The sequence below is a fragment of the Halobellus limi genome (assembly GCF_004799685.1).
GTDB lineage: Archaea > Halobacteriota > Halobacteria > Halobacteriales > Haloferacaceae > Haloquadratum > Haloquadratum limi.
This window is the reverse complement of record NZ_CP031311.1, coordinates 572,902-594,264: the sequence shown is the minus strand read 5'-3', so window position 1 is coordinate 594,264 and position 21,363 is coordinate 572,902. Positions and strand designations below refer to the sequence as shown.

The window sequence follows — 21,363 nt, the reverse complement described above, 5'->3', positions numbered from 1 at the left end:
CGAGTGAGTGAAGACGTGCAAGCGCTACTATAGGTCGCGGTCAGCCCCCCGACCGTTCCGGGAGTCGGAGCGTGAGGAAGATCACGACGACCAGCACCCCCGCCAGCAGCAGATACCCCTCGTCGAAGTAGCCGCGGTCGGCGAGCGCCCCGAAGAGCACCGGCCCGAGCGCGCCGAGCGTCGCCGACGTCGTCCGGACGACGCCGAGTCCGGTCCCTCGGACCTCCTCGGGGATCGCATCGGAGAGGTACGACTGGGTGATCGCCCCCGAACCGAGCATCGTGCTCACGAGCGCGGTCACCACGACCAGCAACCAGAGGCGCTCGACGAACGGGAGGATCGCGAGCCCAGCGACGGGCCCGACGAGGACGATGACGAGCGCGCGGCGCAACCCGATCCGGTCGTAGGCAGCGCCGGCCAGCGGCTTGACGAGCACGCCGAACGCGAAGAAGACGCTGAAGAGGAGCCCCGCGATCGAGGAGGAGAGCCCCTTCCGTTCGACGAGGTAGGTCGGATAGAGGCCGGTGAACGACTGCCAGATCAGGATGTACAGAAAGAGGATGAACGCGACGAACCCGAGGTTGGCCCGGCGGAGTTTCCCGACGACGGACGAGGCGCTCTCCGCGGAGAGGGAGTCGACCGGGCTCGCCGTCGAGGGGCGTGCGGGCAGGACGGTCCAGAGGACGCCGGCGACGACGAGGAGCAGCGGCACGACGAACCCGAGGCCGAACTGCCAGGCGGCCGCCGCGGCTATCGCACCCCCGATCGGTGGGAGCACCGTCTGTCCGAGGTCTCCCGTGGCCATCGTCACGCCGAGGGCGCTACCGATGCGGTCGGGGTAGATCTTCGAGAGGATCGTGATCCGCGCGATGGGGTAAAGCGACTGGCCGAGGCCGACGAGTCCCGTGGCGGCGAAGAGGACGAGCGGGGTCGGCGCGGTGACGACGAGGACGAGCGCGCACGCGACGACGAGTGCGCCCGCGACCATCACGCCGCGCTCGCTGTAGCGGTCGGCGAGGATTCCACCGGGGAGTTGTCCGAGCGACACCCCGAGCCAGAGGACCGTCACCAGGAGTCCGCCGACGGTGAGCGAGAGGTCGAACGACGATCGGAGGTACGGGAGGAGGACGGGGTAGATCATCCGCGTCCCCAAGAGCACGCCCCACCCGCCCGCGATGGAGGCCAAAAGCGGCCCCTTCCCGTCGCCCCACAGTTCCGTCGCTTCGTGCTGGATGGTGTCGGCGACTCGCATTCGAGAACTCAGTGTCGATACCACTCCCAGTTCGAAAATAACTGTTTATATCGCGCCCCGGAGGCGAAGTCGAGACCGCTCAGAGCTTTTCGGCGTCCTGTGCCTGTTCTGCCCGCCGGGTCGCCTCGTCGACTCGGATTTCGACGGCCCGTTCGAGCGGGTCCGGGAGGTCGTCGCTGGCCTCGTCGATCAGTTCGACGATGCGTTCGAGGCCGGTGGTGACGGTCCGAAGCCGGCGGTCCGCGTTCGACCGATCGCCGCCGCGGGCGCTCTCGGCCGCTCGCTCCGCCGCGCTGGCGACGGCGTCGAGGGCGCGAACGAGGCCGCGGAGGGCGTTCTCACGCCCGACGAGCGTGTCGCCGCTGCCGCCGCTCCCGCCGTCGTCTAAGAGTCCGCTGAGTTCTTCGCTCGTCTCCGCGGTGATCGACGCGAGGAACGACGACAGCGACGCCTTTCCGGTCTCGGGGCGCTCGATCCGGATCGGCGGTCCCCTCTCGGAGGCGTCGTCACCGTCGGCCCCGGAAGCGGGGTCCGGATTCACGCGGAACGCCCCGACCGCGCCGTCGGCGTCTCTGACTTCGGTCGTGTACGCGCCGCCGCGGTGGACGTACACCGCGTCGGAGCCGTCGAGCGGCGAGTCGTACAGCCGACCGGCGAAGTCGTCTTCGATCGCGAGGTTCGTGAGGTGGGCGTCGGTTCCGTCGGCGTCGATCTCCAGTTTCCGGGCGTTTTCGCGGGCGACGAGCGGGATCTCTCCCTCCGATCCAGCGGCCGTCACGCGCTGTGCGTCGCGGTCCGGGTCCGTCGCGTCCGCTGACGTCCCGGCCTCCGTTTCCGTTTCGGCGGTCGCCGCTGTCGTCTCCGTCTCGGTCGGCGCTGTCGTCTCCGTCCCGGTCGACGCTGTCGTCTCCGTCCCGGTCGCCACTGTCGTCTCCGTCTCGGTCGACGCTCCCGTATCGGACGGGGTCGTCGAGGGTGCAGTCGTCGTCGAGGACGCTTCGCCGCCGACGGACAACTGTTCGCTGTAGGGTGCCCGTCCGGCGGCGTTGACCGTGAGCCGGTGGTCGCCCTCGGAAACGTCGCGGAGCGCTACGACGCCGCCGAACGTGGGCACGGCGGTCGGGTCGCTTTCGAGCAGCGCGACGGCCTCGACGGTCGGCGTCTGCGTCGTCAGCCCCTCCCCGTCGGGCGCGTCGTCGTTCGAGACGGCCTCCGTGACGCCGGCCACGACGGTGTTGATCGGGGCCGCATCGCCGATGGCGTCGTACCGTTCGGACAGCGACGATCGGTGGTTGGGGTCGGTGATGTCGGCCGCGGGGTTCTCATAGCGCGGTTGCTCCCACGGAACGCCCGTCGTCGTGATGTGTCCCGCGATGGCGTCCTCGGCGAACTCGGGGACGGAGAACTCGAAGCTCAGTTGCGGTCCGGTGAACGCCGTGATGTGTTCGAGTTCCGCCGTGGGGACGAGTTCGTACGCGTACTCGGTCGTTCCGTCGGCGGCCGAATCCCCGCGACCCTCGTGGCGGAACACCACGCCAGTCGAACGCGCCGGGAGGTCAGTCGGCGGCGACGAGAGCGCCTCGAAGGACCGCACCGTCAGCTCCTCGTCGACGAGCGACGTCCGGTCGACGTTCGGCAGTCGGTCGTGATCGTACACAGGGACACCCTCGTACTCGGGGACGACGTAGGGCAGCCGCGCGCCCTCGTCCCGCGGGAGCCCGTAGGCCAGCGGGATCTCCGAGAGCGCCTCGACGCTCTCGATGGCGGAGTTGGTGATGTCCGCGAGGAGGTCCGCACCCGGCAGGCGCTGGAACTGGTCGGGTTCGTCGTTGACCGAGAGCGCGCTGGAGTGCGAGCCGAGTTCCGAGAGGATCCGCGGGACCATCTCGGGGTCGGGATCGAGGAACTCGTTGTTCGGCACCCGCCGGGAGTGGGAACTGGAGACGTACAGTTGCGGCCGGTCGGTCTCGGTGTCGACGAAGACGTGCAGCACCTCCCAGTCGTGCCAGTGGAAGTTCGTGGTGAACTGATCGAACGCGGAGTACAGCCAGAACTGGACGACAGCGAGCGGGGAGTCGTCGTACTCGACGGCGTTGTAGAAGACCGTCGGGTTCGGCGGTCCCTCCGCGTCGGCGACGCGCTCGTGGTAGCCGTCGAGGGCGTCGAAGCCGTCGACGACCGCGTCGCCGTCCCGCTCGCTCTCGTACGGCCGGGGGTCCGTCGGGTACCACGGTTCAGCGGCGTCGAAATACAGCGTCGGAGCGAACCGCCGGGCGAGCGACTCGGCGGTCTCTGGGTCGGTCTCGGTGGTCGCCCCATCGGGCTCTCGCTCGGTGAACGAACAGCCGGCGAGCGAGCCGACGCCGGCGCTGGCCAGCGTCGCGAGGAACGTGCGGCGATCCAGGTTCCGCGTGTCGGGGTGCGTGTTGGGGTCCGTCACGATGTGCGGCTACTTGTACGCCTCGCGCAGGAACACCAGCGCCGCGCCGAACATCGCCAGGTTTCCGAAGAACGCGAGCCGTTCGCCGCTGCCCGACCCCTCCTCGGCGTTCCAGAAGTCGTGCATCGTCGGCGTCACGACGGCCAGGAACGTGACGACTGCGCCCGTCGCGATCCGGGGTGCACGCCAGAGGGCGATCCCGAGGCCGCCGACGAACATCATCCCGGAGGCGAACGGCGCGGCGAGGTCGGGGAGGGGAACCCCCGCCGACTCGGCGTACTCGATCGTGTCGTCCATGTCGCGGAAGTCCTCGGAGGCCTGGAGGGCGAGGCCGAGGCCGAAAAGCACCCGGCCGAGCCGCGAGAGGGTGTTGGGTCCCTCGGAAGCCTCGCCGTGATCGGTGTCGGCGGTCATACAGACGATCACTCGCGGACGCTCAATAAGCGTTAGCGTTCGGCTCCGGTCGGCGGGCCGGAACCGATCGACGCATCGAGCGCAGACGACAGGCTATTTCGGCTGCCCTCCCAATCCCGGGTATGACCGTCGAACGGGGCGACCGCGTCGCCGTCGAGTACGTCGGCCGGTTCGAGGACGGAACCGTCTTCGGTACCTCGAAGCACGCCGTCGCCGCCGAGCACGGTCTCGACGAGGCGCAGGACCGCGACGCCGACGACTACGGCCCGCTGGCGTTCAGGGTGGGCGACGGCGACGTGATCGACGGCCTCGACGAGGCGGTACGCGGGATGGCCGTCGGCGAGGAGCGCACCGTCCGCGTGCCCCCGGAGGCCGCCTACGGCGAGGTCCAGTCGGATCGGATCCGCGAGTACGACCGGGAGACGTTCGAGGGGATGGTCGGCGAGGAGCCCGAAGTCGGCCTCCACGTCCACGCCCGGAACGGGCTCCACGGCGACGTCGTCGCCGTTCGCGAGGGCGCGGTGGAAGTGGACTTCAACCACGAACTCGCCGGGCGGACGCTCGTGTTCGAGATCGAAGTCGTCGATCGCCGGCCCGACCGATCCGAGTGAGCGAACCGGCGGGGCGGGGCGACTAACCGGGGGGCGAACGCCCTCCGGTCCGCCGAGGGTTCAAATAGGGGGACGCGACCAGAGAGGCCGTGGAATCTCCAGCCGAGCGGCCCGCCCGCAGCGGCGACGCCTCCCCCGCCGACAGCACGGTAACGTCCGACACGATCCCGATATCGCACCTCGCCCGCGCGGCGTACTGCCCGCGGCAGTACTACTACGCCGAGCGCGACGGCGACCACGGACCGCCGAGGGACGTCGCGGCCGTCCGCGACCTCGCGTTCGAGTACGAGGCGAATCGAACCGCGACCGACGAGGAACTCCGTCGCCTGCCGATCGCGGTCTCGCCCGGGCGGTACCGGTCGAACCTGGCTTCGCTCGCAGAGCGGGACGACTACGACCGGCTCGCGGCACCGGCGGTTCGAGAGGCGTTTCTCCGCGGACGCGACTGCCACGGGGTCGCCCACAAGGTGCTCGGACTGGGCGGTGAGACGGGCAGGGCGGACGGACACCGCGGGGCCGAGGAACGAAACGGATCGGACGGACGCGACGACGCCGCGCCGCCGACGCCGACGGTCGTCTCGCCGGGCGACCCGCCGCCGCAGGGGGTCTGGGAACCGCAGCGCGTGCGGGCCGTCGCCGTCGCGAAGGCGCTCGCGTGGGAACGCGAGCGAGAGATTCCGCGCGCGCTCGTCGAGTACCCCGCCCACGGCGTCGTTCGGAGCGTCCGACTGACGACGCGAAACCGGGGCGCGTACCGTCGCACGCTGTGGACGGTCAGGTCGATGCGGGGGGTCCCGAGTCGGATCCGCGAGGAGTCGAAGTGCGACGCCTGCGACTACCGGACGACCTGCGGGACGAAGACGCGGTCGCTGAAGACGCTGCTCGGACTCGGGTGAGCCGACGGCTACGTCGACGGTGGGGTGACAGCTACGGCGACGTCGCGAGCAGCGGCTGCCTCGACGGGGCGACCGATCAGCCGTCCTCGACGGTGGGTGCCGCGCCGCCGTCGTCTTCCAGCCACGCGACGATGGCGTCGGCCATCGCGCCGCGGCGGTGGACGACGTTCCGCTCGGGGTCGACGACCGTGCTCTCGGTCCCGGGCGTCGGGCCCGCGTCGACGACGACCGCGACGGCGTCGCGGAGCCCGGGGTCCAGCGTCGAGACGTCGGTGACGCTCGGCGACCCGCTGACGTTCGCGCTCGTCGCCGTCACGGGCGTCGGCGCGACGCGCTCGAACAGCGCGAGCGCCACCTCGTGGTCCGGGATCCGGATCCCGACCCGGTCGCGACCGGCGGTCAGCGCCTCCGGAAGCGACGGGTCGGCGTCGACGACGACGGTGACCGGCCCGGGGAGGAACGCCCGCATAAACCGGAGCGCGCGGTCGCTCGGCCGGGAATAGCGGCGCGCGGCGTCGACGCTCGGGACGCCGAGCGAGAGCGGCTTCGATCGGTCGCGGCCCTTCACCTCGAAGACGCGCTCGACGGCCGCGGGGTCGGTGGCGTCCGCCCCCAGACCGTAGACCGTCTCGGTCGGGTAGACGACGGCCTCGCCGTTCCCGATCGCGTCGGCCGCGGCGTCGATGGCGTCGTCGAGGTCGCGTTCGGCCGCGGCGCCGCTGGTACCGCCGAGTCCGGGGTCGTTGGCGTCGTCGGGTCCCGTTTCGGACGCGTCCTCGGCGTCGGATTCGGACGTCTCGTCGAACTCCGTCATCTGCGTGTGCGAACGCGGCGGGTCGAAAAGAGCGTGGCGGATCGGGATCCCGATCAGACGAGGTCGTCGATCGCGGCCTCGACCGCGTCGTAGTCGGGGAACGCCGGCCACTCTTCGGCGGCCCAGGCGTACTGCACCGTCCGCGAGTCGTCGAGGAGGAACACCGCGGGGCGGTGTTCGGTCACGCCGGTCATCCCGTCGAGGTCGTTCTCGATGCCGTACGTCTCCGCGAGGTCGGCCGCGGGGTCCGAAAAGAGTCGGACGCCCTCGGCGCGTTCGTCGAGGAGGTCCTCGTGTGCGTACGGCGTGGAGACGGAGACGCCGACGACCTGGACGTCGTCGACGAATCCCCGCTCGTCGATCTCGTTCCAGATGTACGTCGTCGGGAACGCGCCGTCCATCGGGTGAAAGACCAGGAGCGTCGGCCCTTCGGCCGTGATCGCCGACAGCGACGCGTCCTCCCAGTACTCGGGGTTCACGAGCGGTCGCGTGAAGTCCGGCGCGGTCTCGCCGACGTCCGGGTGGTCCGACTCGCCGAGTTCGACGACCTCGAAGTCGAGGTCCATCTACGCTCCCTCCCCGTAGGTCTTCGTCAGGTACTCGACGATGTTCGCGGATTCGGACATCGTGACGCCGGTGTGCTCGTCGACGATGGCCGGGACGCTGCGCTTGCCGGAGACGCGCTTGACCACGTTCCGATCGGCGTGCATCGGTTCGACGAAGCGCGACCGGTACGACAGGTCGAGTTCGTCGAGCGTGCGGACGACGCGCTCGCAGAACGGACACGCCTGAAGCCGATACAGCGTGATCGGCGGGTCTTGATCGCTCATACCCGCGGTAGGGTCGAAACGCTCCTAAGGCTGTCGGAGGTTCGTCCGCAGCGCACACGAGAGACCACTATCGCGAACGACGCCCCCGATCCGCCGTGCCACGGGGGCGGTCGAGGGTAACTCTTAATTCCGGGGCCAGACAAGGTGACGTAGTTATATGGGTTTGTCTCCGCCACTCGCGTCTCTCGCCGCCCGACGTCCGAGCGGAATCGACGACCGGACCGTGATCGAGACGAGTTTCGGCGCCGAATCGGGGGTCGCCGGTGTCGACCCGTCCTTCGCAGCGACGCGTCTCGCTGACTCGGCCTCGATCCTCCAGGTGATTCCGATCAACGACGCGACGGTAACTGTCGCCGGTGCGATCGCGATACTCGTGCTGATCGGGTTTTCGGCCTTCTTCTCCTCCTCGGAGATCGCGATGTTCTCGCTGGCGAAACACCGCATCGACTCCCTGGTCGAGGACAACGTTCCCAGAGCGGAGATCGTCAGCGAACTCAAGTCGAACCCCCACCGGCTCCTGATCACGATCCTCGTCGGGAACAACATCGTCAACATCGCGATGTCGTCGATCGCGACGGCGCTCGTGAGCCTCTACTTCGACCCGGGCACGGCGGTCCTGGCGTCGACGTTCGGGATCACCACGCTCGTCCTGTTGTTCGGCGAGAGCGCGCCCAAGTCCTACGCCGTCGAGAACACCGAGTCGTGGGCGCTCCGCATCGCCCGCCCGCTGAAGTACTCCGAGTACGCGCTGTTGCCCCTGGTCGTCGTCTTCGACTACCTCACTCGCGTGATCAACAAGGTGACCGGCGGGCGCTCGGCGATCGAGACGTCCTACATCACGCGCGACGAGATCCAGGACCTCATCCAGACCGGCGAGCGCGAGGGCGTCATCGAGGAGGAAGAGCGGGAGATGCTCGATCGGATCTTCCGCTTCAACCAGACCATCGCCAAGGAGGTGATGACGCCGCGGCTCGACATGACGGCCGTCGCGAAGGACTCGACGATCGACGAGGCGATCGAGACGTGCGTCCACTCCGACCACGAGCGGGTGCCGGTCTACGACGGCAACCTCGACAACATCATCGGCATCGTCACGATCCGGGACCTCGTCCGCGAGAAGAACTACGGCTCGGGGACCGCGTCGCTGACGGATCTGGTCCAGCCGACGCTGCACGTCCCCGAGTCGAAGAACGTCGACGAACTCCTCACGGAGATCCAGGACAACCGCCTGCGGATGGTCATCGTCATCGACGAGTTCGGGACCACGGAGGGGCTCGTCACCCTCGAAGACATGGTCGAGGAGATCGTCGGCGACATCCTCGAGGACGACGAGGAGGAGTCCTTCGAGTACGTCGACGAGCGCGAGACGCTCGTCCGCGGGGAGGTCAACATCGACGAGGTCAACGAGGAACTCGGCCTCGAACTCCCCGAAGGCGAGGAGTTCGAGACGCTCGCGGGCTTCATCTTCAACCGCGCCGGCCGTCTGGTCGAGGAGGGCGAGGAGATCACCTTCGACGGCATCACCATCCGCATCGAACAGGTCGACAACACCCGCATTATGAAGGCGCGGATCACCATCCCCGAGGCGCCGGAACCGGAGGGCGAAGAGGCGGACGCGACGGCCGACGAGGAGCAGTCGGAGTCGCCGACGCAGGAGTGAGAAGGGTTACTCTCGTCTCTCCCCGCCGAGCGCCACCCCGTTGACGGCGCTCGGCGGTAAAAAGTGAGAGCCAATCCGTATGAGGCCGCCGGAGGGGGGCGTGCCCGCCTCACCCCACCGCGCGTTCACAGAACCAGATCGAGCGCGCTGAACGCACCGTACGCCAGGCCGAACGCGAGCGCGAGCGACCCGACCCACGCGAGCACCGTCTTGAGCATCTTCTCGCGGCTGACGCCCGCGCCGCCGGCGGCGTACCCGCTCCCGATGATCGCGCTGACGATGATCTCGTTGAACGAGACCGGAATGCCGAGCGCGACGGCCACCTGCGCGATGGCGAAGGAGGGGATCATCGCGGCGATCGAACGGCGCGGGCCGAGCGAGGAGTAGTCCTGCGAGATGGCCTTGATCATCCGCGGCGCACCGGTCCAGGAGCCGACGAGCAGCCCCAAGCCGCCCCCGATCAAAAGCGTCGGGAGCGGGACGGCCACCTCGTCTAAGAGCGGGACGAGCGGGCCGATCGCGAGTCCGACCTGGCTGCCGCCGGCGGAGAAGGCGACGAGCCCGCCCAGAACGAGCAGGAACCGGCGCTGCCCGCGAGCGGGGTCGACGACGATCTCGCGGCGCACCAGCGCGACCGAGACGAGGACAAACAGCGCGGAGACGGCGACGACGCCGACGTCGACGCCCGCGACCGAGAGCGGCGGCGTCGAGGCCGCGCCGACCTCCGCCAGCGAGCGCCCCGACTCCCCGCCCAGCGCGGCGAACCGGATGTTCGCGACGAGGAGCCCGACGACCCCGCCGAGTGCGGGGACGGCGACGCGTTCGGGGACTGACTCGTTGCGGAGGAAGCGCGCCGTCGCGTAGGCGATCCCGCCGCCGACGAACGGAGTGAGCACCCACAGCGAGACGATCTGCTGGTACTTCGCGATCGCGGGGCCGCCGCCGTTGGCGAGGCCGACGCCGACGACCGCGCCGGTGACGGTGAACGCCGTCGCGATCGGGTAGCCGGCGAAGACGCCGATCGCGACCAGCGCCGCGGCGACGATGAGCGCGACGGTCGAGGCGGTGGCGGTGAGGACGGAGCCGACGACGAGTTCGGTCCCGACGGCCTCCGTCACGTTCGCGCCCTGCAGGACGGCACCTGAGAGGCCGAGCACGCCGACGACGAAGCCGGCGCGCATCACCGAGATCGCGTTCGCGCCCACCGCCGGAGCGAACGGGGTCGATCCCGAGGAGCCCGCGCCGATCGACCAGGCCATGAAGAGACTCGCGAGCGCGGCGACGACGAGCGTGGCGAGCGTTGCGACCACGACCATCCGACTATTTCCCCCGGTACCCTTCGTCGAATCCGTCGCGGAGCCCCGTCAGCGTCCGCCTGACGAAGAGGTACGCGAAGAAGACGAACCCCAAGAGAAAGACCAGAAGCACGATCAACGCGGGGTTGGACGCGACGAAGTCGACGACCACGTCGACCTGCGCGGGATCGCCGTCCGGACGCAGGGCTCGGGACCGACCGACAACTCCCGGCTGACGGGCAAGCATAGCCGGGGCTTCCCCCGGCGTCAGTAAATGCGTTTCGCCGCCGGCGTGCGTTGCGCGGATCCCGGGCTCGGGCGTCGCGTTCCGGACGTGAGACCGAACGTACCCGCTCCCGACGGGGAGACCGAACGGCCTATTCTGCACGGGAGGCCGAACGGCCCGCCCCGACGGGCGAAAGCAAGACTCATCATACACGCGACGAAACCACGTGAGAGATGGCCGACATCCTGCCCTCCCGGCCAGACCTCCCCGACGACGACGACAGAGAGCCGCGCGTCGTCGGCCTCGACAGCGAGGAGGTCGACGACCTGCTCGCGGCGATCTCCTCAACGACGGCGAGGGAGCTGCTCGCGGAACTGCACGACGAACCGGGGCCGCCCTCCGACGTCGCAGACCGGGTCGACACGTCGATCCAGAACGCCCAGTACCACCTCGATCGCCTCGAAACCGCGGGCCTGATCGAATCCGTCGGGACGGCGTACTCCGAGAAGGGCCGGGAGATGACCGTCTACGCCCCCTCCGATCAAGCGCTCGTCGTCGTCGCGGGCGACGAGGACGACACGACGGGGCTGCAGTCGGCGCTGACGCAGCTGCTCGGCGGCCTCGGCGTCGTCGCGCTCGGCAGCGTCGTCGTCGACCGACTCGCCCGGACCGGAACCGGACCGATCGTCTCGCTCGGCGCGACGGGCGGCGACGGCGGGAGCGCCTCGGGCGGCGCGGGAAGTGCGGACGGCGGAGCGAACCTCAGCGGCGCGACCGAGACGGAGGATCCCCCCGGAACGGGGACGGAGACCGCCGCGGAAACCGAGACGGCGACGCCCGCACCGGAGCAGGCGTCGACCGAGACGCCCGACGACGGCGGCGGGGTCCAGATCGCGGAGGCGACGGAGACGCCCACGGCAGAGCCGACCGCGACGCCGACGTCGGAACCGACCGCCACGCCGGCACCGACGGAGGCGCCGTCGACGCCGACGGAGACCGTCGCGGAGGCGACGCGAACCGCCGCGGACGCGGCACAGACCGTGGTCGAGACCACCCAGACCGCGGCGGGCGGCGGCGACGGCCCGCTCGAAGCCCTGTCGGCCGCGATCGCGTCGCTCCCGCCCGGGGCGCTGTTCTTCGTCGGCGGCGTCGTCGCGCTGTCGTTCGTCGCGCTCGTCTGGCGCCAGTGACCGGAGCGGACGCAGGTCGCCGCGGGTCGAACGCGACGCCGAACCCGGCGCGAAGGTCGAGGGAACGCTGAAACGAGAATTTGAGTTTACGTCGCCTATTTTGTTCACCGCCCCGACAGTGGATACGCAGGGTCGCCGCCGCTTCGGCTCTCCACCCGGAATCGTCTCCCCTCCCCGAACGAACACCCCACCGACGCCACTCCGGGTACGCGACCACCGGACGGCCCATCCGACGACCGATCCCGGTTCCCCCTGCCCCCGAGACCGACCCATCGGGTGTCGACGGCGGTCCGGTGTCGACCGTCTGTCCGCCAGCCGGAGCCGGTCGGCGGCCCGAACTCCGCGCTTCCGTTTTTGCCCCGCAGTCGACGCCGGATTACCCGTCGGCCGATCCGTCCCGCGGAGCGACCGTGAACGTCTCGAAGACGTCGCCCTCGACGGTGACGAGCCGCCCCTCGACGCCGCCCTCGTCGCGCGCTTCGAGTTCGGCGTGCGCGGCCCGGTTGCCGCGCGGTTGCGCGTGGCTTCCGGGGTTGAGGAGGACGACGTCGTCGGTCGTCTCGTAGGTCGGCCGGTGGCTGTGCCCGAAGACGACGACGTCGGCACCGCGCTGCCGGCCGAAGAACGGGAGGGCAGTCGGGCCGCCGGGTCGCCGGTGCGTCATCGCGAACGTGAGGCCGCCGAACGCGAAGTTCCGGGCCTCCGGCAGGCGCGATCGGATCCCGGCGTCGTCGTTGTTGCCGGTGACGCCCAGGAAGCGGGAGGCCTCGCGCTCGAAGTCGTCGAGGACGGACTCGCGCATAAAGTCTCCCGCGTGCGCGACCACGTCGGCGTCGCGGACGGCCTGCAGCGTCCGCCCGGTGAGGCGATGGGAATCGGTGCTGTGGGTGTCGGAGACGACCGTGAGCATTTGGTCCGTCTACACCGGCCGGGACCAAGAACCGTCCGACTGGGTATCGATCGTCGCCCGAGTCGATCCCCGAGGCCCCCGCCGGTGCAAACCACTTTATCCCCGTCGGCGGAGGTGTGAGGTATGGCTGGAAGCAAGGGCGTCGTCCTCGCGGCACTGTTCGCGAACGGGGCCATCGCGATAATGAAGTTCGGCGGGTTCCTCCTGACCGGGAGCCCCTCGATGCTGTCGGAGACGTATCACTCGATATCGGACACGGGCAACCAGATCTTCCTCCTCGTCGGCATCCGCTTCAGCGAGAAGGAGTCGAGCCGGGAGCACCCGTTCGGCTACGGGAAGGCGCAGTTCTTCTACTCCTTTCTCGTCGCCGTGTTGCTGTTCGGCATCGCCGGCTGGGAGTCGGCCAAGCACGGCTACAACGCCATCGTCCACGGCGGTCACGGCGCGGCCGGGACGATCACGCTCGCCGGCGCGACGTTCCCCTCGTGGTACGTGAACGTCGTCGTGCTGCTCGGCGCGATCGGCTTCGAGACCTACGCCCTCTCGAAGGCGAACGCGGAGATGCAGCGGCAGATCGACCACTACGGGTGGAGCGGGATCCGCGAGGCGTTCGACAAGATGAGCGACGTGACGACGCTGACGGCGTTCACCGAGGACACGATCGCGCTCCTCGGCGCGGCGCTGGCGCTCGTCGGGATCCTGCTCTCGAAGGCGACCGGCAACGAGGTGTACGACGCGGTCGCTGCCCTCCTCATCGGCTTCATGCTGATGGGCTTCGCGCTCGCGTTGGCCTGGGAGAACAAGCGGTTGATCCTCGGCGAGAGCCTCCCGGCCGACGTCGAGGCGGACCTCCGAGACGTGGTCACCGGAACTCCGCGCGTCGTCCACCTCGACACCTTCCGGACGGTCTACGTCGGTCCCCAGACCGTCCTCGTCACGATGGACGTGAGTTTCGACCCGCAGACCGAGGCGGGCGACATCGACGGGATCATCTCGGACATCGAGGACCGTCTGCTGAAGACGGACGACCGGATCCAGCACGTCTACGTCGAGCCCGAGGTGTGAGTCGGATCGCAGTCGACAGAACGGGGCCGATCTGATGTCCGACTAAACGGGGCCGATCGGAAGTGTCCGACCAAACGAGACCGATCGGAAGTGTCCGACCGCGGCAACTCACTCCCGGAGGTCGGCGGCGACGGCCGCGACGCGCTCGACGGCCGCTTCGACGTCCTCGCGGGTCACGTCCAGGTGCGTACAGAAGCGCGTGAGGTACGGGCCGTGGACGCCGCCGAGGACGCCGCGCTCCTCGCAGGCGTCGACGAACGTCTCGGCGTCGACGCCGAGTTCGTCGGTGAACACCTGCACGATGTTCGTGTCCGGATCCGAAGCACGGAGGCCGTCGACGTCGTCGAGGCCGCTCGCGAGGGCCGCGGCGTTCTCGTGGTCGGTTTCGAGCCGGTCGACGTTCTCCAGCGCGAGCAGTCCGGGCGCGGCGATCAGGCCGGCTTGGCGCATCCCGCCGCCGAACAGTTTGCGGACGCGGCGCGCCTCCGCCACGAACGCGGCGTCGCCGGCGAGGATCGAGCCGACCGGGGCGCCGAGGCCCTTCGAGAGACAGAAGAGCACCGAGTCGACGTCGCGGACCATCCGCTCGGGGGCGACGTCGAGCGCGACGCAGGCGTTGAACAGGCGCGCGCCGTCGAGGTGGACCGAAACGCCGCGGTCGTGGGCCGCCGCGGCGGCCACCGAGATCGACTCGGGGGGAACCGCGACGCCGCCGCGGCCGTTGTGGGTGTTTTCGAGCGCGAGCAGCCCCGTGCCGGCGCGGTGGAGGCTCTCTTCGACGTACGCTGACGCGAACTGTTCGGGCGTCGGGACGGCGTCGGCCGCGTCGACGGGGCGGGGTTGCAGCCCCGAGAGCTGCGCGAGGCCGCCGAGTTCCCAGCAGTAGACGTGCGACTCGCGGTCGAGGATTATCTCTTCGCCCCGGTCGGCGTGGACGCGCGCCGCGATCTGGTTCCCCATCGTCCCCGTCGGGACGTAGAGAGCGTCCTCGGTGCCGACGCGCTCGGCCGCGGCGGCCTCCAGTTCGTTCACCGTCGGGTCCTCGCCGTAGACGTCGTCGCCGACGTCCGCGCCTGCGGCCGCCTCGCGCATCGCCGCCGAGGGGCGCGTCACCGTGTCGGATCGAAGGTCGATCGCCATACTCGATCCTCGACGGCTGAAGCAAAATATCCGCGGATCGGCGGCGCCGAACGGAACGAGAGTGGCGTAGGACGGAAGAGAACGGTAGCACAGGACGAGAGAAAGCGGACGGCGCGGGACGGGAGAAAGCGGAGAGAACGAGACGGGGGAAATCGGAGGGACGTTTCGAGGCTACCCGAGGAGGAACTTCGCGATGCGCTTCTTGCCGAGTTCGGTCTTCTCGAGGATCGCGTCGAGGCCGAACACGCGGCCCGCCCCGAGGACCCCGAGCGTGACGAACAGCATCAGGCCCATCAGGTCGCCGTTGACCAGCCCGTGCGCCCAGTCGGCGTTCCCGAGGTAGAAGAACACCATCAGGACGCCCCCGAAGAACGAGGCCAGCCTGACGAGCGCGCCGACGACGAGGCCGAGACCGATCAGGAACTCGCCCATCGGGATCATGAAGTTCGTGAACTCGAGCATCCACGGCGTGCTACCGACCCACGCGAACAGGCCGGCGATCGGACTGCCCGAGGCGTTGAGGAGGTAGCCGCTGGCGTCGAACGGCTCGCCCGAGACGAAGGCGAATTTCGTGAAGCCGGCGTGGAGGAACCAGTAGCCGGTGATCACGCGCAGCGCGACGATCCAGTAGCCGGCGAGGGTTCCCTGCAGGTCGAAGTCGAGGACGTTTCCGAACGTCGTTTCAGCGGCCGAGGTCTGGGTTGGGTTCGTGGACATAATCGTTCACCTTACAGATGGACAGTTGCACGGACGGGGGTTATAACTGGAATATGGTTCTCGATTTTTCAGAAATCGGGAGAACGCGTCCCATACACACGGCGCTCGGGTCGCTCTCTCCGCGAGCGGTCGGCCGTCGGACCCGGAGAGCGCAACCTCGTCGGTCGCGTGGGGCGGTCACTCCCCCGTGGCGACGAGCCGTTCTCGGATCCGCTCTGCGACGCCGGTCAGATGTACCTGTCCGAAGATGGCGACGAGGAGCGCGCCGAGGGAGTTGAACATCGTGTCCCGGACGGTGTCGTCGAGGCCGTGCTGGGCGAGCGGCATCGTCATCCCCGTCGCGTCGGCCGCGATGTCGAGACCGAACTCGAACAGTTCCCAGACGACGCCGAAGGAGAGCACGATCACGAAGATGTACACGAAGAAGAACCGCCGCGGGATGTGGATCCGGTCGTGGTGGAGGTCGATCGCGCGGGCGGCGGTGTAGCCGACGGCCGCGACGAGCGAGGCCGACGTCGCGTGCGTGAGGTGGTCCCACCAGTCGATCTGACCGTAGAGGCCGGCCGAGCCGAGCGTGTGTAAGAACACCGCGGTCGTGATCCACAGCGCGAGCCACGAGTCCAGCGTGAAGTCGTAGTTCCGCCGCAGCAGCGCGGGGAAAAAGGTGATCAGCAGTGCGATGCCGCCGTTGCTGATCGCCTTGGGCTGTCCGGCGACGAAGCCGTAGCCGACGAGCGCGAGCAGGACGACTTGCATCCCACGGGTGATGCGCCGCTGGTTCGCCATCGACGGGCGGGGCAGGAGCGTCATCGCCGGATCACCCGGCGGAGGGCCCGCCAGAGCAGGCGATCGCGCCGCCTGAAGTAGCCGTCGAACAGCACGCCCGCGGCGAGGCCGGCGAGCGTGACGTACAGCCACTCGATCATCAGCGTCTCGTTGTCGACGAGAAAGGAGGTCCCGAGGAACCGGTCGGCGTTCCACCGGAAGATCGTCCAGGCCGCAGCGGCGGCCAGCGTCGTCAGGACGACGAGCACGACGGCGAACCAGTGGGTGACTCGCAGCGTCGTGAACGTGTGGAGTTCCACGATGACGAGCAGCGCGAGCCCCGAAAGCGAGAGGTAGGTGGCGAACGTGCCCACGGTTCCGCCGACGAGACCGCGGACGAGGATGGGGAACAGGGCGACGACGAGCAGTTCCCAGGGGAGCATCACGCGCCACTCGCGGTGGGCGACCGGCGGGAGCAGCACGACGAACCCGACGACGCCGACGAACAGGATCCAGCCGTAGTCGACGTCGAGGAGGCTCTCGACGAACACCGTGCCGAGCACGCCCACCAGCAGCCACGCGAGAACGGCGTTCGTGCGACCGTCCCGGAACAGCCGCTGGAGGGCGTCTTCGACCTCGGTCAGCCTCGAACCGCCGGGTTCGCCGACGCCGTCGTTCATCGCTTCGGGTCCAGACACTCCCGAGAGATAAGCCCAGCGGCGGAGTCGGCGGAGCCGACCCGTCAGACCGTCGGTCGCCCACGCGGCGGCGAAGTCGATTCGTCTCGGCCGGTCGCTCACGCGGCGTCGAGGCCGGCCCGTCCGACCGTCATCACGCGGCTGCGTCGACGACCTCGTAGCTGAGGTTCTGCTCTCGGAGTTTGTCGGTGTGCGCCGAGAGGAGGTCGGTCGAGACCAACAGGAGTGTGTCGAGCCCCTTCGTGGCCGCCTCCTGGACGGCGGCGCTGCTGCCGAAGCGGACGTCCGGGTCGAGCCCCGCCGCGTCGGCCGCGACGACGGCTTCCGCGCCCCCGACGGCGATCAGGTCGTGGTCGGCGGCCAGCTTCGAGAGTCGATCGGGATCCACCGCCGAACTCCCCCCGTTCTGGACCTGCGGAACCGAGACGATCGTCACGGTCCCCAGCTCGTAGTCGACGACGCCCTCGACGTTCGTGATCCCGACGTCCCGGCCCGCCGCCGCGTCGGTCACCGCGACCGCGGTCGCGCTCCCGGTGTCGCCGGCCATCGCCCGGAGGACGCCGTCGCGCATCGTCAGCGAGACGGTCTCTCCCTCCTCGATCTCCGTCGTCGCGATCGCCGTCTCGATCTCGACCTGGCCGATGACGTCCTCGGAGACGTGCCGGACGAACCCGCGGAGTTCGTCGGTCTGGGTGATCAGCCAGTCGACGCCCTCCTTGGTCACCTCGTAGCGACCGCGGCCGTGCTTGTTGACGTAGCCGTGTTCGACGAGGTCCTGGAGGTAGTCGCTGACCGCCTGGGCGGTGATGCCGATCGCGTCGGCGATCTCCTGCTGGTTGACCGCCGGTTGCCGCTCGGCGATCTGCACGAGGATCTGATAGCGGGTCGCGTTCCGTTTACTCTGGAGAACGCCGAACTCCTCGGCGTCCTCGGCGTTCCTCGACATTGCCGGGTGTCCGGACCGGAAAGTAAAGTAACTTTGCCTTAATCCGTGCGAGATTGAGTTTCGGCCGGGAGAGCGGCCGGTTTTACCAATCTAACTTTTCCTAAAACAACCAAAATTGTTTTACGGCCTACGACAGTTGTATTCGTCGATGGCGCACGTCTCGCTCCCGCACGACGCGAAGGCCGGTCCGACGAAGCCGGAGGTTCGGGCGGTACTTCTCGGTAAACTCGCTCTCGAACCGACCGATCACTTCGTCGAGGTCGGTTCCTGCACCGGCGCGGTCACCGTCGAGGCCGCGCGGCGCGCCGGGCGGGTCACCGCGCTGGAACGGAAGCCGAACCGACTCGAAACGACCAGAAAGAACCTCGCCGCCAACGATGCGGGCGGGAACGTCGAACTCCGCGAGTCCGAGGCGCCGGAAGGCCTGCCGACGGACGCCGACGCCCTGTTCCTCGGCGGCAGCCGGAACTACGAGGCCGTCCTCGACCACGCGGCCGCGCACCGAATCGACCGCGTCGTGATGAACGTCTCGCGGCTGGAGGTCGCCGGGGCGGCCACCGAGGCCTTCCGGGAGCGCGACCTCCTTGAGGAGGTCGTCCAGTTCCAGGTGAGCCACGGCTACGAACTCGCCGGGGCGACGAGTTTCGACTCCCAGAACCCGGTGTATATGCTCGTCGGCGGGGCCGGGGAGGTCGCGGCCGACGGCGGGGAGCGCCCCACCGATTCGCGGCGGTCGCCATCGCGCGGCGTCGACGGGGGACGGCGATGACCCTGTACGGCGTCGGACTCGGCCCCGGCGACGCCGACCTCGTGACCGTGCGCGGCCGTCGCGTCCTCGAAGAGGCGGACGTCGTGTACTCGCCCGGGCGCCTCTCTCGTTCCGTGGCGACCGAGCACGTTCCGGAGGCGCGGATCGGCGACGTCGACTTCCCGATGACCCGCGACGAGGAGGAGCTCCGGCGCGCCTGGAAGGCCGCCGCCGCGGAGATCGCGCCGCGCGCCCGCGACGGCACCGCGGCGTTCGTCACGCTGGGCGATCCGAACGTCTACTCGACGTTCGGCCACCTGCGGCGGACGCTCGCGGCGTTCCACCCGGACGTCGGCGTCGAGGTCGTGCCCGGCGTGAGCGCCGTGACGGCCTTCACGACCGCCCTCGGCGTCGAGATCGCCTCGGGGTCGAGTATCGCGCTCCGCGAGGCCGCCCGCGGGGCGTCCCCCACCGGTCCGGACCGGATGGTCCTGTTCAAGGTCACCGACGTGCCCGTGACCCACGAGGGACTCGTCGACGCCGGCTACGACGTCGTGTACGGTCGTCGGCTGTACATGCAGCAGGGCGAGACCGTCGTGACCGACGACCCCGAGGCCCTCGCCGACCGCGACTACTACACCCTCGCGTACGCGGAGAAGCGCGGACTGGATCCGCGGCCGGCGACCGCGGCGTTCGACGACGGGGCGGAGACCGAGTCCGAGCCGGCGGCACACACCGACGGAGGGGTGGAGCCGACGGCACAGACCGACTGGGGAGCGGAGTCGACCGCGGACGCTGCGACCGCCTCCGACATCGCGTCAGTCGAGCGCGCGGAGGGCGAGGCCTGCGGCGACGCGGTCCGGGAGGGTCCGTCGCGATGACCGACCCGCAGGAGGCCATCGACGCGGAGTCGGCCGCGCGAGCGAACGAACGCGACCCTAGAATCGAGGAGCAGACCGCCGGCGAGGTGCAGGGGGGAATCCCCTTCATCGGGGCCGGCCCGGGCGACCCGGGGCTTCTCACCGTCACCGGAAGGGAACTCGTCGAGTCTGCGGACCTCGTGGTTCACGCCGGGTCGCTGGTCAACAGCGAACTCCTCGCGGAGTACTGCGCGGACGCGGAGCAGGTGTCGAGCATCGGCAAGGACCTGGAGGAACTCGTACCGCTGATGCGAGACGCCCACGAGTCGGGACGCGACGTCGTCCGTCTCCACAGCGGCGATCCCGCGGTCTACGGGGCGGCCGTAGAGCAGATGGACGCGCTGGAGCACGAGGGCGTTCCCACCTACATCGTTCCGGGCGTGACCTCCGCGTTCGCGGCCAGCGCGACGCTCCGAACGCAACTCACGCTGAACGGCGTCTCGAACCACGTCGCGTTCACGCGTCCGCAGGGGAAGACGCTCGACCCCGAGGACGACCACATCGGCGAGTTCGTCGGGATGGGCGACGTGACGACCTGCGTCTACCTCGGGACCCACGCGGTCGGCGAGACGATGGACCGGCTCCTCGAAGATGGCCACGACCCCGACACGCCGGTCGCCGTCGTCTACCACGCGTCGTGGCCGGACGAGGAGGTCATCGAGGGCACGATCGGGACGATCGGCGAGCGGCTGGAAGAGGCGGGCTACCGCGCCTCCGCGATGGTCGTCATCGGCGACGCCGCGCGGAAGGCGGGCTACGAGCGCTCGTACCTGTACGACGGCTGGGCGAACCGAGGCGGAACCGAGAGCGAGGCCGACGACTGACGACGACCGAACTATGAGCACGGAAACGAACGACACCGAGACGGACGCGGGCGAATCGAGCGGCCACTGTTCCACGCCGGACTCCGACGGGGAGGTGGCCGAGGAGATCGCGATCGTCAGCTTCGAGCGGAAACTCGACGTCGCCGAGGAGGTCAAGGCCGGCATCGGCGACGGCTACGAACGCGTGGACATAATCGAGTACCACGGCGACGTCTTCGAAGAGCACTGGGGCAAGTACGACTGCTTCGTCGGGCTGATGGCCTCCGGCATCGCGATACGGAAGACCGCGCCGCTGCTCGACGACAAGTGGGACGACCCCGCGATCGTCGTCGTCGACGAGGGACTCACGTGGGCCATCCCGATCACGGGCGGGCACCACGGCGCGAATCAGGTGGCTCACGACCTCTCGCAGTTGGGCGCGGTACCCGCGATGACGACCGCGAGCGAGGCCGCGGGGAAACAGGGCGTCGAGAGCAAGGCGAAGGCGTTGGACGCGCACGTCGTCAACGGCGACTCGACGGTCGCGACGAACCTCGCGGTCCTGAACGAGGAACTCGGTCCCGTCGCGCGGCTCGACGGTCCCCGCGCCGTCCTCGTCGACGACGACGTCACCGTCCTCAAGCGGAACTCGGAGCGGGGAGTCGTCCTCGGGACCGGGACGGTCTCGGGGGTGAAGAAGTCGCAGGTGCTCGACGCCTGGGCGGCCGCCCTCGACGACCTGGGGTTGGACTTCTCCGACGTCGATTTCGTCGCGACCGGCACCCGAAAAGAGGGAGAAGAGGGCCTCTACGAGGCCGCCCAGGAGATCAGCTCCGGCGTCGTCCTCTTCGAGAGGGAGACGCTCGAAGCGTTCGAGGGCCCCTCGCCCTCGCGGTCGAAGGAACTCATCGGCTGGCCGGGTATCGCCGAGGCGTCGGCCATCGCGGGCGGTCGCGAGCACGACCTCGCGCGGGAGAAAGAACGCTTCGACGACGCCGTGACCGTGGCGGTGGGGCAGTGAGA

At 69.4% G+C, this 21,363-nt stretch carries 23 protein-coding genes; 9 read left to right on the top strand and 14 right to left on the bottom strand.

The features are described 5' to 3' along the window. Positions 1–40: 40 nt before the first annotated feature. The 3 genes from DV707_RS03020 to DV707_RS03010 form a co-directional block, all read right to left on the bottom strand. The gene (locus tag DV707_RS03020) at positions 41–1,252 is read right to left on the bottom strand and encodes an MFS transporter (protein WP_103990680.1); all 1,212 of its coding nucleotides are present in this window, start codon (positions 1,250–1,252) and stop codon (positions 41–43) included. A gap of 79 nt (positions 1,253–1,331) precedes the next feature. After that, on the bottom strand, positions 1,332–3,692 hold the full coding sequence (locus DV707_RS03015) for a hypothetical protein (protein ID WP_103990681.1): 2,361 nt from the start codon (positions 3,690–3,692) through the stop codon (positions 1,332–1,334). Between the two features lie 9 nt (positions 3,693–3,701). Then, a complete protein-coding gene (locus DV707_RS03010; RefSeq protein WP_103991240.1) occupies positions 3,702–4,106 on the bottom strand; it encodes a DoxX family protein in 405 nt (134 codons plus the stop codon). A 122-nt stretch (positions 4,107–4,228) separates the two neighbouring features. Between DV707_RS03010 and DV707_RS03005 the strand changes: the two genes are divergently transcribed. After that, positions 4,229–4,717 carry an FKBP-type peptidyl-prolyl cis-trans isomerase gene (locus DV707_RS03005; protein ID WP_103990682.1) on the top strand — a complete coding sequence of 163 codons (489 nt, stop codon included), beginning with the start codon at positions 4,229–4,231 and terminating at the stop codon, positions 4,715–4,717. Between the two features lie 164 nt (positions 4,718–4,881). Beyond that, entirely contained in the window at positions 4,882–5,613 is a 732-nt protein-coding gene (locus tag DV707_RS03000) for a CRISPR-associated protein Cas4 (protein ID WP_103991241.1), read from the top strand. A gap of 76 nt (positions 5,614–5,689) precedes the next feature. Here the strand turns inward: DV707_RS03000 and DV707_RS02995 are convergent, their stop codons facing one another. Genes DV707_RS02995 through DV707_RS02985 form a run of 3 tightly spaced genes read right to left on the bottom strand, consistent with a single transcriptional unit; the run spans position 5,690 to position 7,257 of the window. Continuing rightward, on the bottom strand, positions 5,690–6,427 hold the full coding sequence (locus DV707_RS02995; RefSeq protein ID WP_103990683.1) for an L-threonylcarbamoyladenylate synthase: 738 nt from the start codon (positions 6,425–6,427) through the stop codon (positions 5,690–5,692). A gap of 53 nt (positions 6,428–6,480) precedes the next feature. Next, positions 6,481–6,993: a redoxin domain-containing protein gene (locus DV707_RS02990; RefSeq protein WP_103990684.1), complete on the bottom strand. Its 513-nt coding sequence runs from the start codon at positions 6,991–6,993 to the stop codon at positions 6,481–6,483. Continuing rightward, on the bottom strand, positions 6,994–7,257 hold the full coding sequence (locus DV707_RS02985) for a glutathione S-transferase N-terminal domain-containing protein (protein ID WP_103990685.1): 264 nt from the start codon (positions 7,255–7,257) through the stop codon (positions 6,994–6,996). A 157-nt stretch (positions 7,258–7,414) separates the two neighbouring features. On the opposite strand from DV707_RS02985, the gene DV707_RS02980 reads away from it, so the two are divergent. Continuing rightward, on the top strand, positions 7,415–8,917 hold the full coding sequence (locus DV707_RS02980) for a hemolysin family protein (RefSeq protein WP_103990686.1): 1,503 nt from the start codon (positions 7,415–7,417) through the stop codon (positions 8,915–8,917). Between the two features lie 125 nt (positions 8,918–9,042). On the opposite strand, the gene DV707_RS02975 is transcribed toward DV707_RS02980, so the two are convergent. Next, on the bottom strand, positions 9,043–10,233 hold the full coding sequence (locus DV707_RS02975; protein ID WP_103990687.1) for an inorganic phosphate transporter: 1,191 nt from the start codon (positions 10,231–10,233) through the stop codon (positions 9,043–9,045). A 4-nt stretch (positions 10,234–10,237) separates the two neighbouring features. Further along, a complete protein-coding gene (locus tag DV707_RS02970) occupies positions 10,238–10,459 on the bottom strand; it encodes a DUF7859 family protein (protein WP_200820846.1) in 222 nt (73 codons plus the stop codon). Between the two features lie 212 nt (positions 10,460–10,671). On the opposite strand from DV707_RS02970, the gene DV707_RS02965 reads away from it, so the two are divergent. After that, on the top strand, positions 10,672–11,628 hold the full coding sequence (locus DV707_RS02965) for an ArsR/SmtB family transcription factor (protein WP_103990688.1): 957 nt from the start codon (positions 10,672–10,674) through the stop codon (positions 11,626–11,628). A gap of 376 nt (positions 11,629–12,004) precedes the next feature. Here DV707_RS02965 and DV707_RS02960 read toward each other — a convergent pair whose 3' ends face one another. Then, positions 12,005–12,538 carry a metallophosphoesterase gene (locus DV707_RS02960; protein ID WP_103990689.1) on the bottom strand — a complete coding sequence of 178 codons (534 nt, stop codon included), beginning with the start codon at positions 12,536–12,538 and terminating at the stop codon, positions 12,005–12,007. A 123-nt stretch (positions 12,539–12,661) separates the two neighbouring features. On the opposite strand from DV707_RS02960, the gene DV707_RS02955 reads away from it, so the two are divergent. Continuing rightward, positions 12,662–13,603: a cation diffusion facilitator family transporter gene (locus DV707_RS02955; protein ID WP_103990690.1), complete on the top strand. Its 942-nt coding sequence runs from the start codon at positions 12,662–12,664 to the stop codon at positions 13,601–13,603. A gap of 108 nt (positions 13,604–13,711) precedes the next feature. On the opposite strand, the gene DV707_RS02950 is transcribed toward DV707_RS02955, so the two are convergent. From DV707_RS02950 to DV707_RS02930, 5 genes are all read right to left on the bottom strand, one after another. Then, positions 13,712–14,743 carry a threonine aldolase family protein gene (locus DV707_RS02950; RefSeq protein WP_103990691.1) on the bottom strand — a complete coding sequence of 344 codons (1,032 nt, stop codon included), beginning with the start codon at positions 14,741–14,743 and terminating at the stop codon, positions 13,712–13,714. A gap of 171 nt (positions 14,744–14,914) precedes the next feature. Beyond that, the gene (locus DV707_RS02945; RefSeq protein ID WP_103990692.1) at positions 14,915–15,460 is read right to left on the bottom strand and encodes a DoxX family protein; all 546 of its coding nucleotides are present in this window, start codon (positions 15,458–15,460) and stop codon (positions 14,915–14,917) included. Between the two features lie 177 nt (positions 15,461–15,637). Next, on the bottom strand, positions 15,638–16,246 hold the full coding sequence (locus DV707_RS02940; RefSeq protein ID WP_103991243.1) for a hypothetical protein: 609 nt from the start codon (positions 16,244–16,246) through the stop codon (positions 15,638–15,640). A 20-nt stretch (positions 16,247–16,266) separates the two neighbouring features. Continuing rightward, positions 16,267–16,905: a hypothetical protein gene (locus DV707_RS02935; protein ID WP_103991244.1), complete on the bottom strand. Its 639-nt coding sequence runs from the start codon at positions 16,903–16,905 to the stop codon at positions 16,267–16,269. Positions 16,906–17,056: 151 nt separating this feature from the next. After that, the gene (locus tag DV707_RS02930; protein ID WP_103990693.1) at positions 17,057–17,869 is read right to left on the bottom strand and encodes a DUF7839 domain-containing protein; all 813 of its coding nucleotides are present in this window, start codon (positions 17,867–17,869) and stop codon (positions 17,057–17,059) included. Between the two features lie 148 nt (positions 17,870–18,017). On the opposite strand from DV707_RS02930, the gene cbiT reads away from it, so the two are divergent. From cbiT to cbiG, 4 genes are read left to right on the top strand one after another with little or no spacing between them, the layout of a single operon-like run. Beyond that, positions 18,018–18,638 carry a precorrin-6Y C5,15-methyltransferase (decarboxylating) subunit CbiT gene (gene cbiT / locus DV707_RS02925; protein WP_103990694.1) on the top strand — a complete coding sequence of 207 codons (621 nt, stop codon included), beginning with the start codon at positions 18,018–18,020 and terminating at the stop codon, positions 18,636–18,638. Next, a complete protein-coding gene (locus DV707_RS02920; RefSeq protein ID WP_103990695.1) occupies positions 18,635–19,498 on the top strand; it encodes a cobalt-factor II C(20)-methyltransferase in 864 nt (287 codons plus the stop codon). Before cbiT ends, DV707_RS02920 begins: the two co-directional genes overlap by 4 nt. Next, positions 19,495–20,361, top strand: a complete 867-nt coding sequence (locus DV707_RS02915; protein WP_103990696.1) for a cobalt-precorrin-4/precorrin-4 C(11)-methyltransferase — start codon at positions 19,495–19,497, stop codon at positions 20,359–20,361. Before DV707_RS02920 ends, DV707_RS02915 begins: the two co-directional genes overlap by 4 nt. Before the next feature lie 13 nt (positions 20,362–20,374). Then, a complete protein-coding gene (gene cbiG, locus DV707_RS02910; RefSeq protein WP_103990697.1) occupies positions 20,375–21,361 on the top strand; it encodes a cobalt-precorrin 5A hydrolase in 987 nt (328 codons plus the stop codon). The last annotated feature ends 2 nt before the right edge of the window (positions 21,362–21,363 follow it).

Excerpts from the sequence above, each read along its gene's own strand:
- DV707_RS02930 (WP_103990693.1), bottom strand. The coding sequence starts at position 17,869 with ATGTCGAGGAACGCCGAGGACGCCGAGGAGTTCGGCGTTCTCCAGAGT.
- DV707_RS02955 (WP_103990690.1), top strand. The coding sequence starts at position 12,662 with ATGGCTGGAAGCAAGGGCGTCGTCCTCGCGGCACTGTTCGCGAACGGG.
- DV707_RS02985 (WP_103990685.1), bottom strand. The coding sequence starts at position 7,257 with ATGAGCGATCAAGACCCGCCGATCACGCTGTATCGGCTTCAGGCGTGT.
- cbiT (WP_103990694.1), top strand. The coding sequence starts at position 18,018 with ATGGCGCACGTCTCGCTCCCGCACGACGCGAAGGCCGGTCCGACGAAG.
- DV707_RS02965 (WP_103990688.1), top strand. The coding sequence starts at position 10,672 with ATGGCCGACATCCTGCCCTCCCGGCCAGACCTCCCCGACGACGACGAC.
- DV707_RS02940 (WP_103991243.1), bottom strand. The coding sequence starts at position 16,246 with ATGGCGAACCAGCGGCGCATCACCCGTGGGATGCAAGTCGTCCTGCTC.
- DV707_RS03020 (WP_103990680.1), bottom strand. The coding sequence starts at position 1,252 with ATGCGAGTCGCCGACACCATCCAGCACGAAGCGACGGAACTGTGGGGC.
- DV707_RS02950 (WP_103990691.1), bottom strand. The coding sequence starts at position 14,743 with ATGGCGATCGACCTTCGATCCGACACGGTGACGCGCCCCTCGGCGGCG.
- DV707_RS02915 (WP_103990696.1), top strand. The coding sequence starts at position 19,495 with ATGACCGACCCGCAGGAGGCCATCGACGCGGAGTCGGCCGCGCGAGCG.
- DV707_RS03010 (WP_103991240.1), bottom strand. The coding sequence starts at position 4,106 with ATGACCGCCGACACCGATCACGGCGAGGCTTCCGAGGGACCCAACACC.
- DV707_RS02975 (WP_103990687.1), bottom strand. The coding sequence starts at position 10,233 with ATGGTCGTGGTCGCAACGCTCGCCACGCTCGTCGTCGCCGCGCTCGCG.
- DV707_RS02970 (WP_200820846.1), bottom strand. The coding sequence starts at position 10,459 with ATGCTTGCCCGTCAGCCGGGAGTTGTCGGTCGGTCCCGAGCCCTGCGT.
- DV707_RS03005 (WP_103990682.1), top strand. The coding sequence starts at position 4,229 with ATGACCGTCGAACGGGGCGACCGCGTCGCCGTCGAGTACGTCGGCCGG.
- DV707_RS02960 (WP_103990689.1), bottom strand. The coding sequence starts at position 12,538 with ATGCTCACGGTCGTCTCCGACACCCACAGCACCGATTCCCATCGCCTC.
- DV707_RS02945 (WP_103990692.1), bottom strand. The coding sequence starts at position 15,460 with ATGTCCACGAACCCAACCCAGACCTCGGCCGCTGAAACGACGTTCGGA.
- DV707_RS02920 (WP_103990695.1), top strand. The coding sequence starts at position 18,635 with ATGACCCTGTACGGCGTCGGACTCGGCCCCGGCGACGCCGACCTCGTG.
- DV707_RS02990 (WP_103990684.1), bottom strand. The coding sequence starts at position 6,993 with ATGGACCTCGACTTCGAGGTCGTCGAACTCGGCGAGTCGGACCACCCG.
- DV707_RS02935 (WP_103991244.1), bottom strand. The coding sequence starts at position 16,905 with ATGAACGACGGCGTCGGCGAACCCGGCGGTTCGAGGCTGACCGAGGTC.
- DV707_RS02980 (WP_103990686.1), top strand. The coding sequence starts at position 7,415 with ATGGGTTTGTCTCCGCCACTCGCGTCTCTCGCCGCCCGACGTCCGAGC.
- DV707_RS02995 (WP_103990683.1), bottom strand. The coding sequence starts at position 6,427 with ATGACGGAGTTCGACGAGACGTCCGAATCCGACGCCGAGGACGCGTCC.
- cbiG (WP_103990697.1), top strand. The coding sequence starts at position 20,375 with ATGAGCACGGAAACGAACGACACCGAGACGGACGCGGGCGAATCGAGC.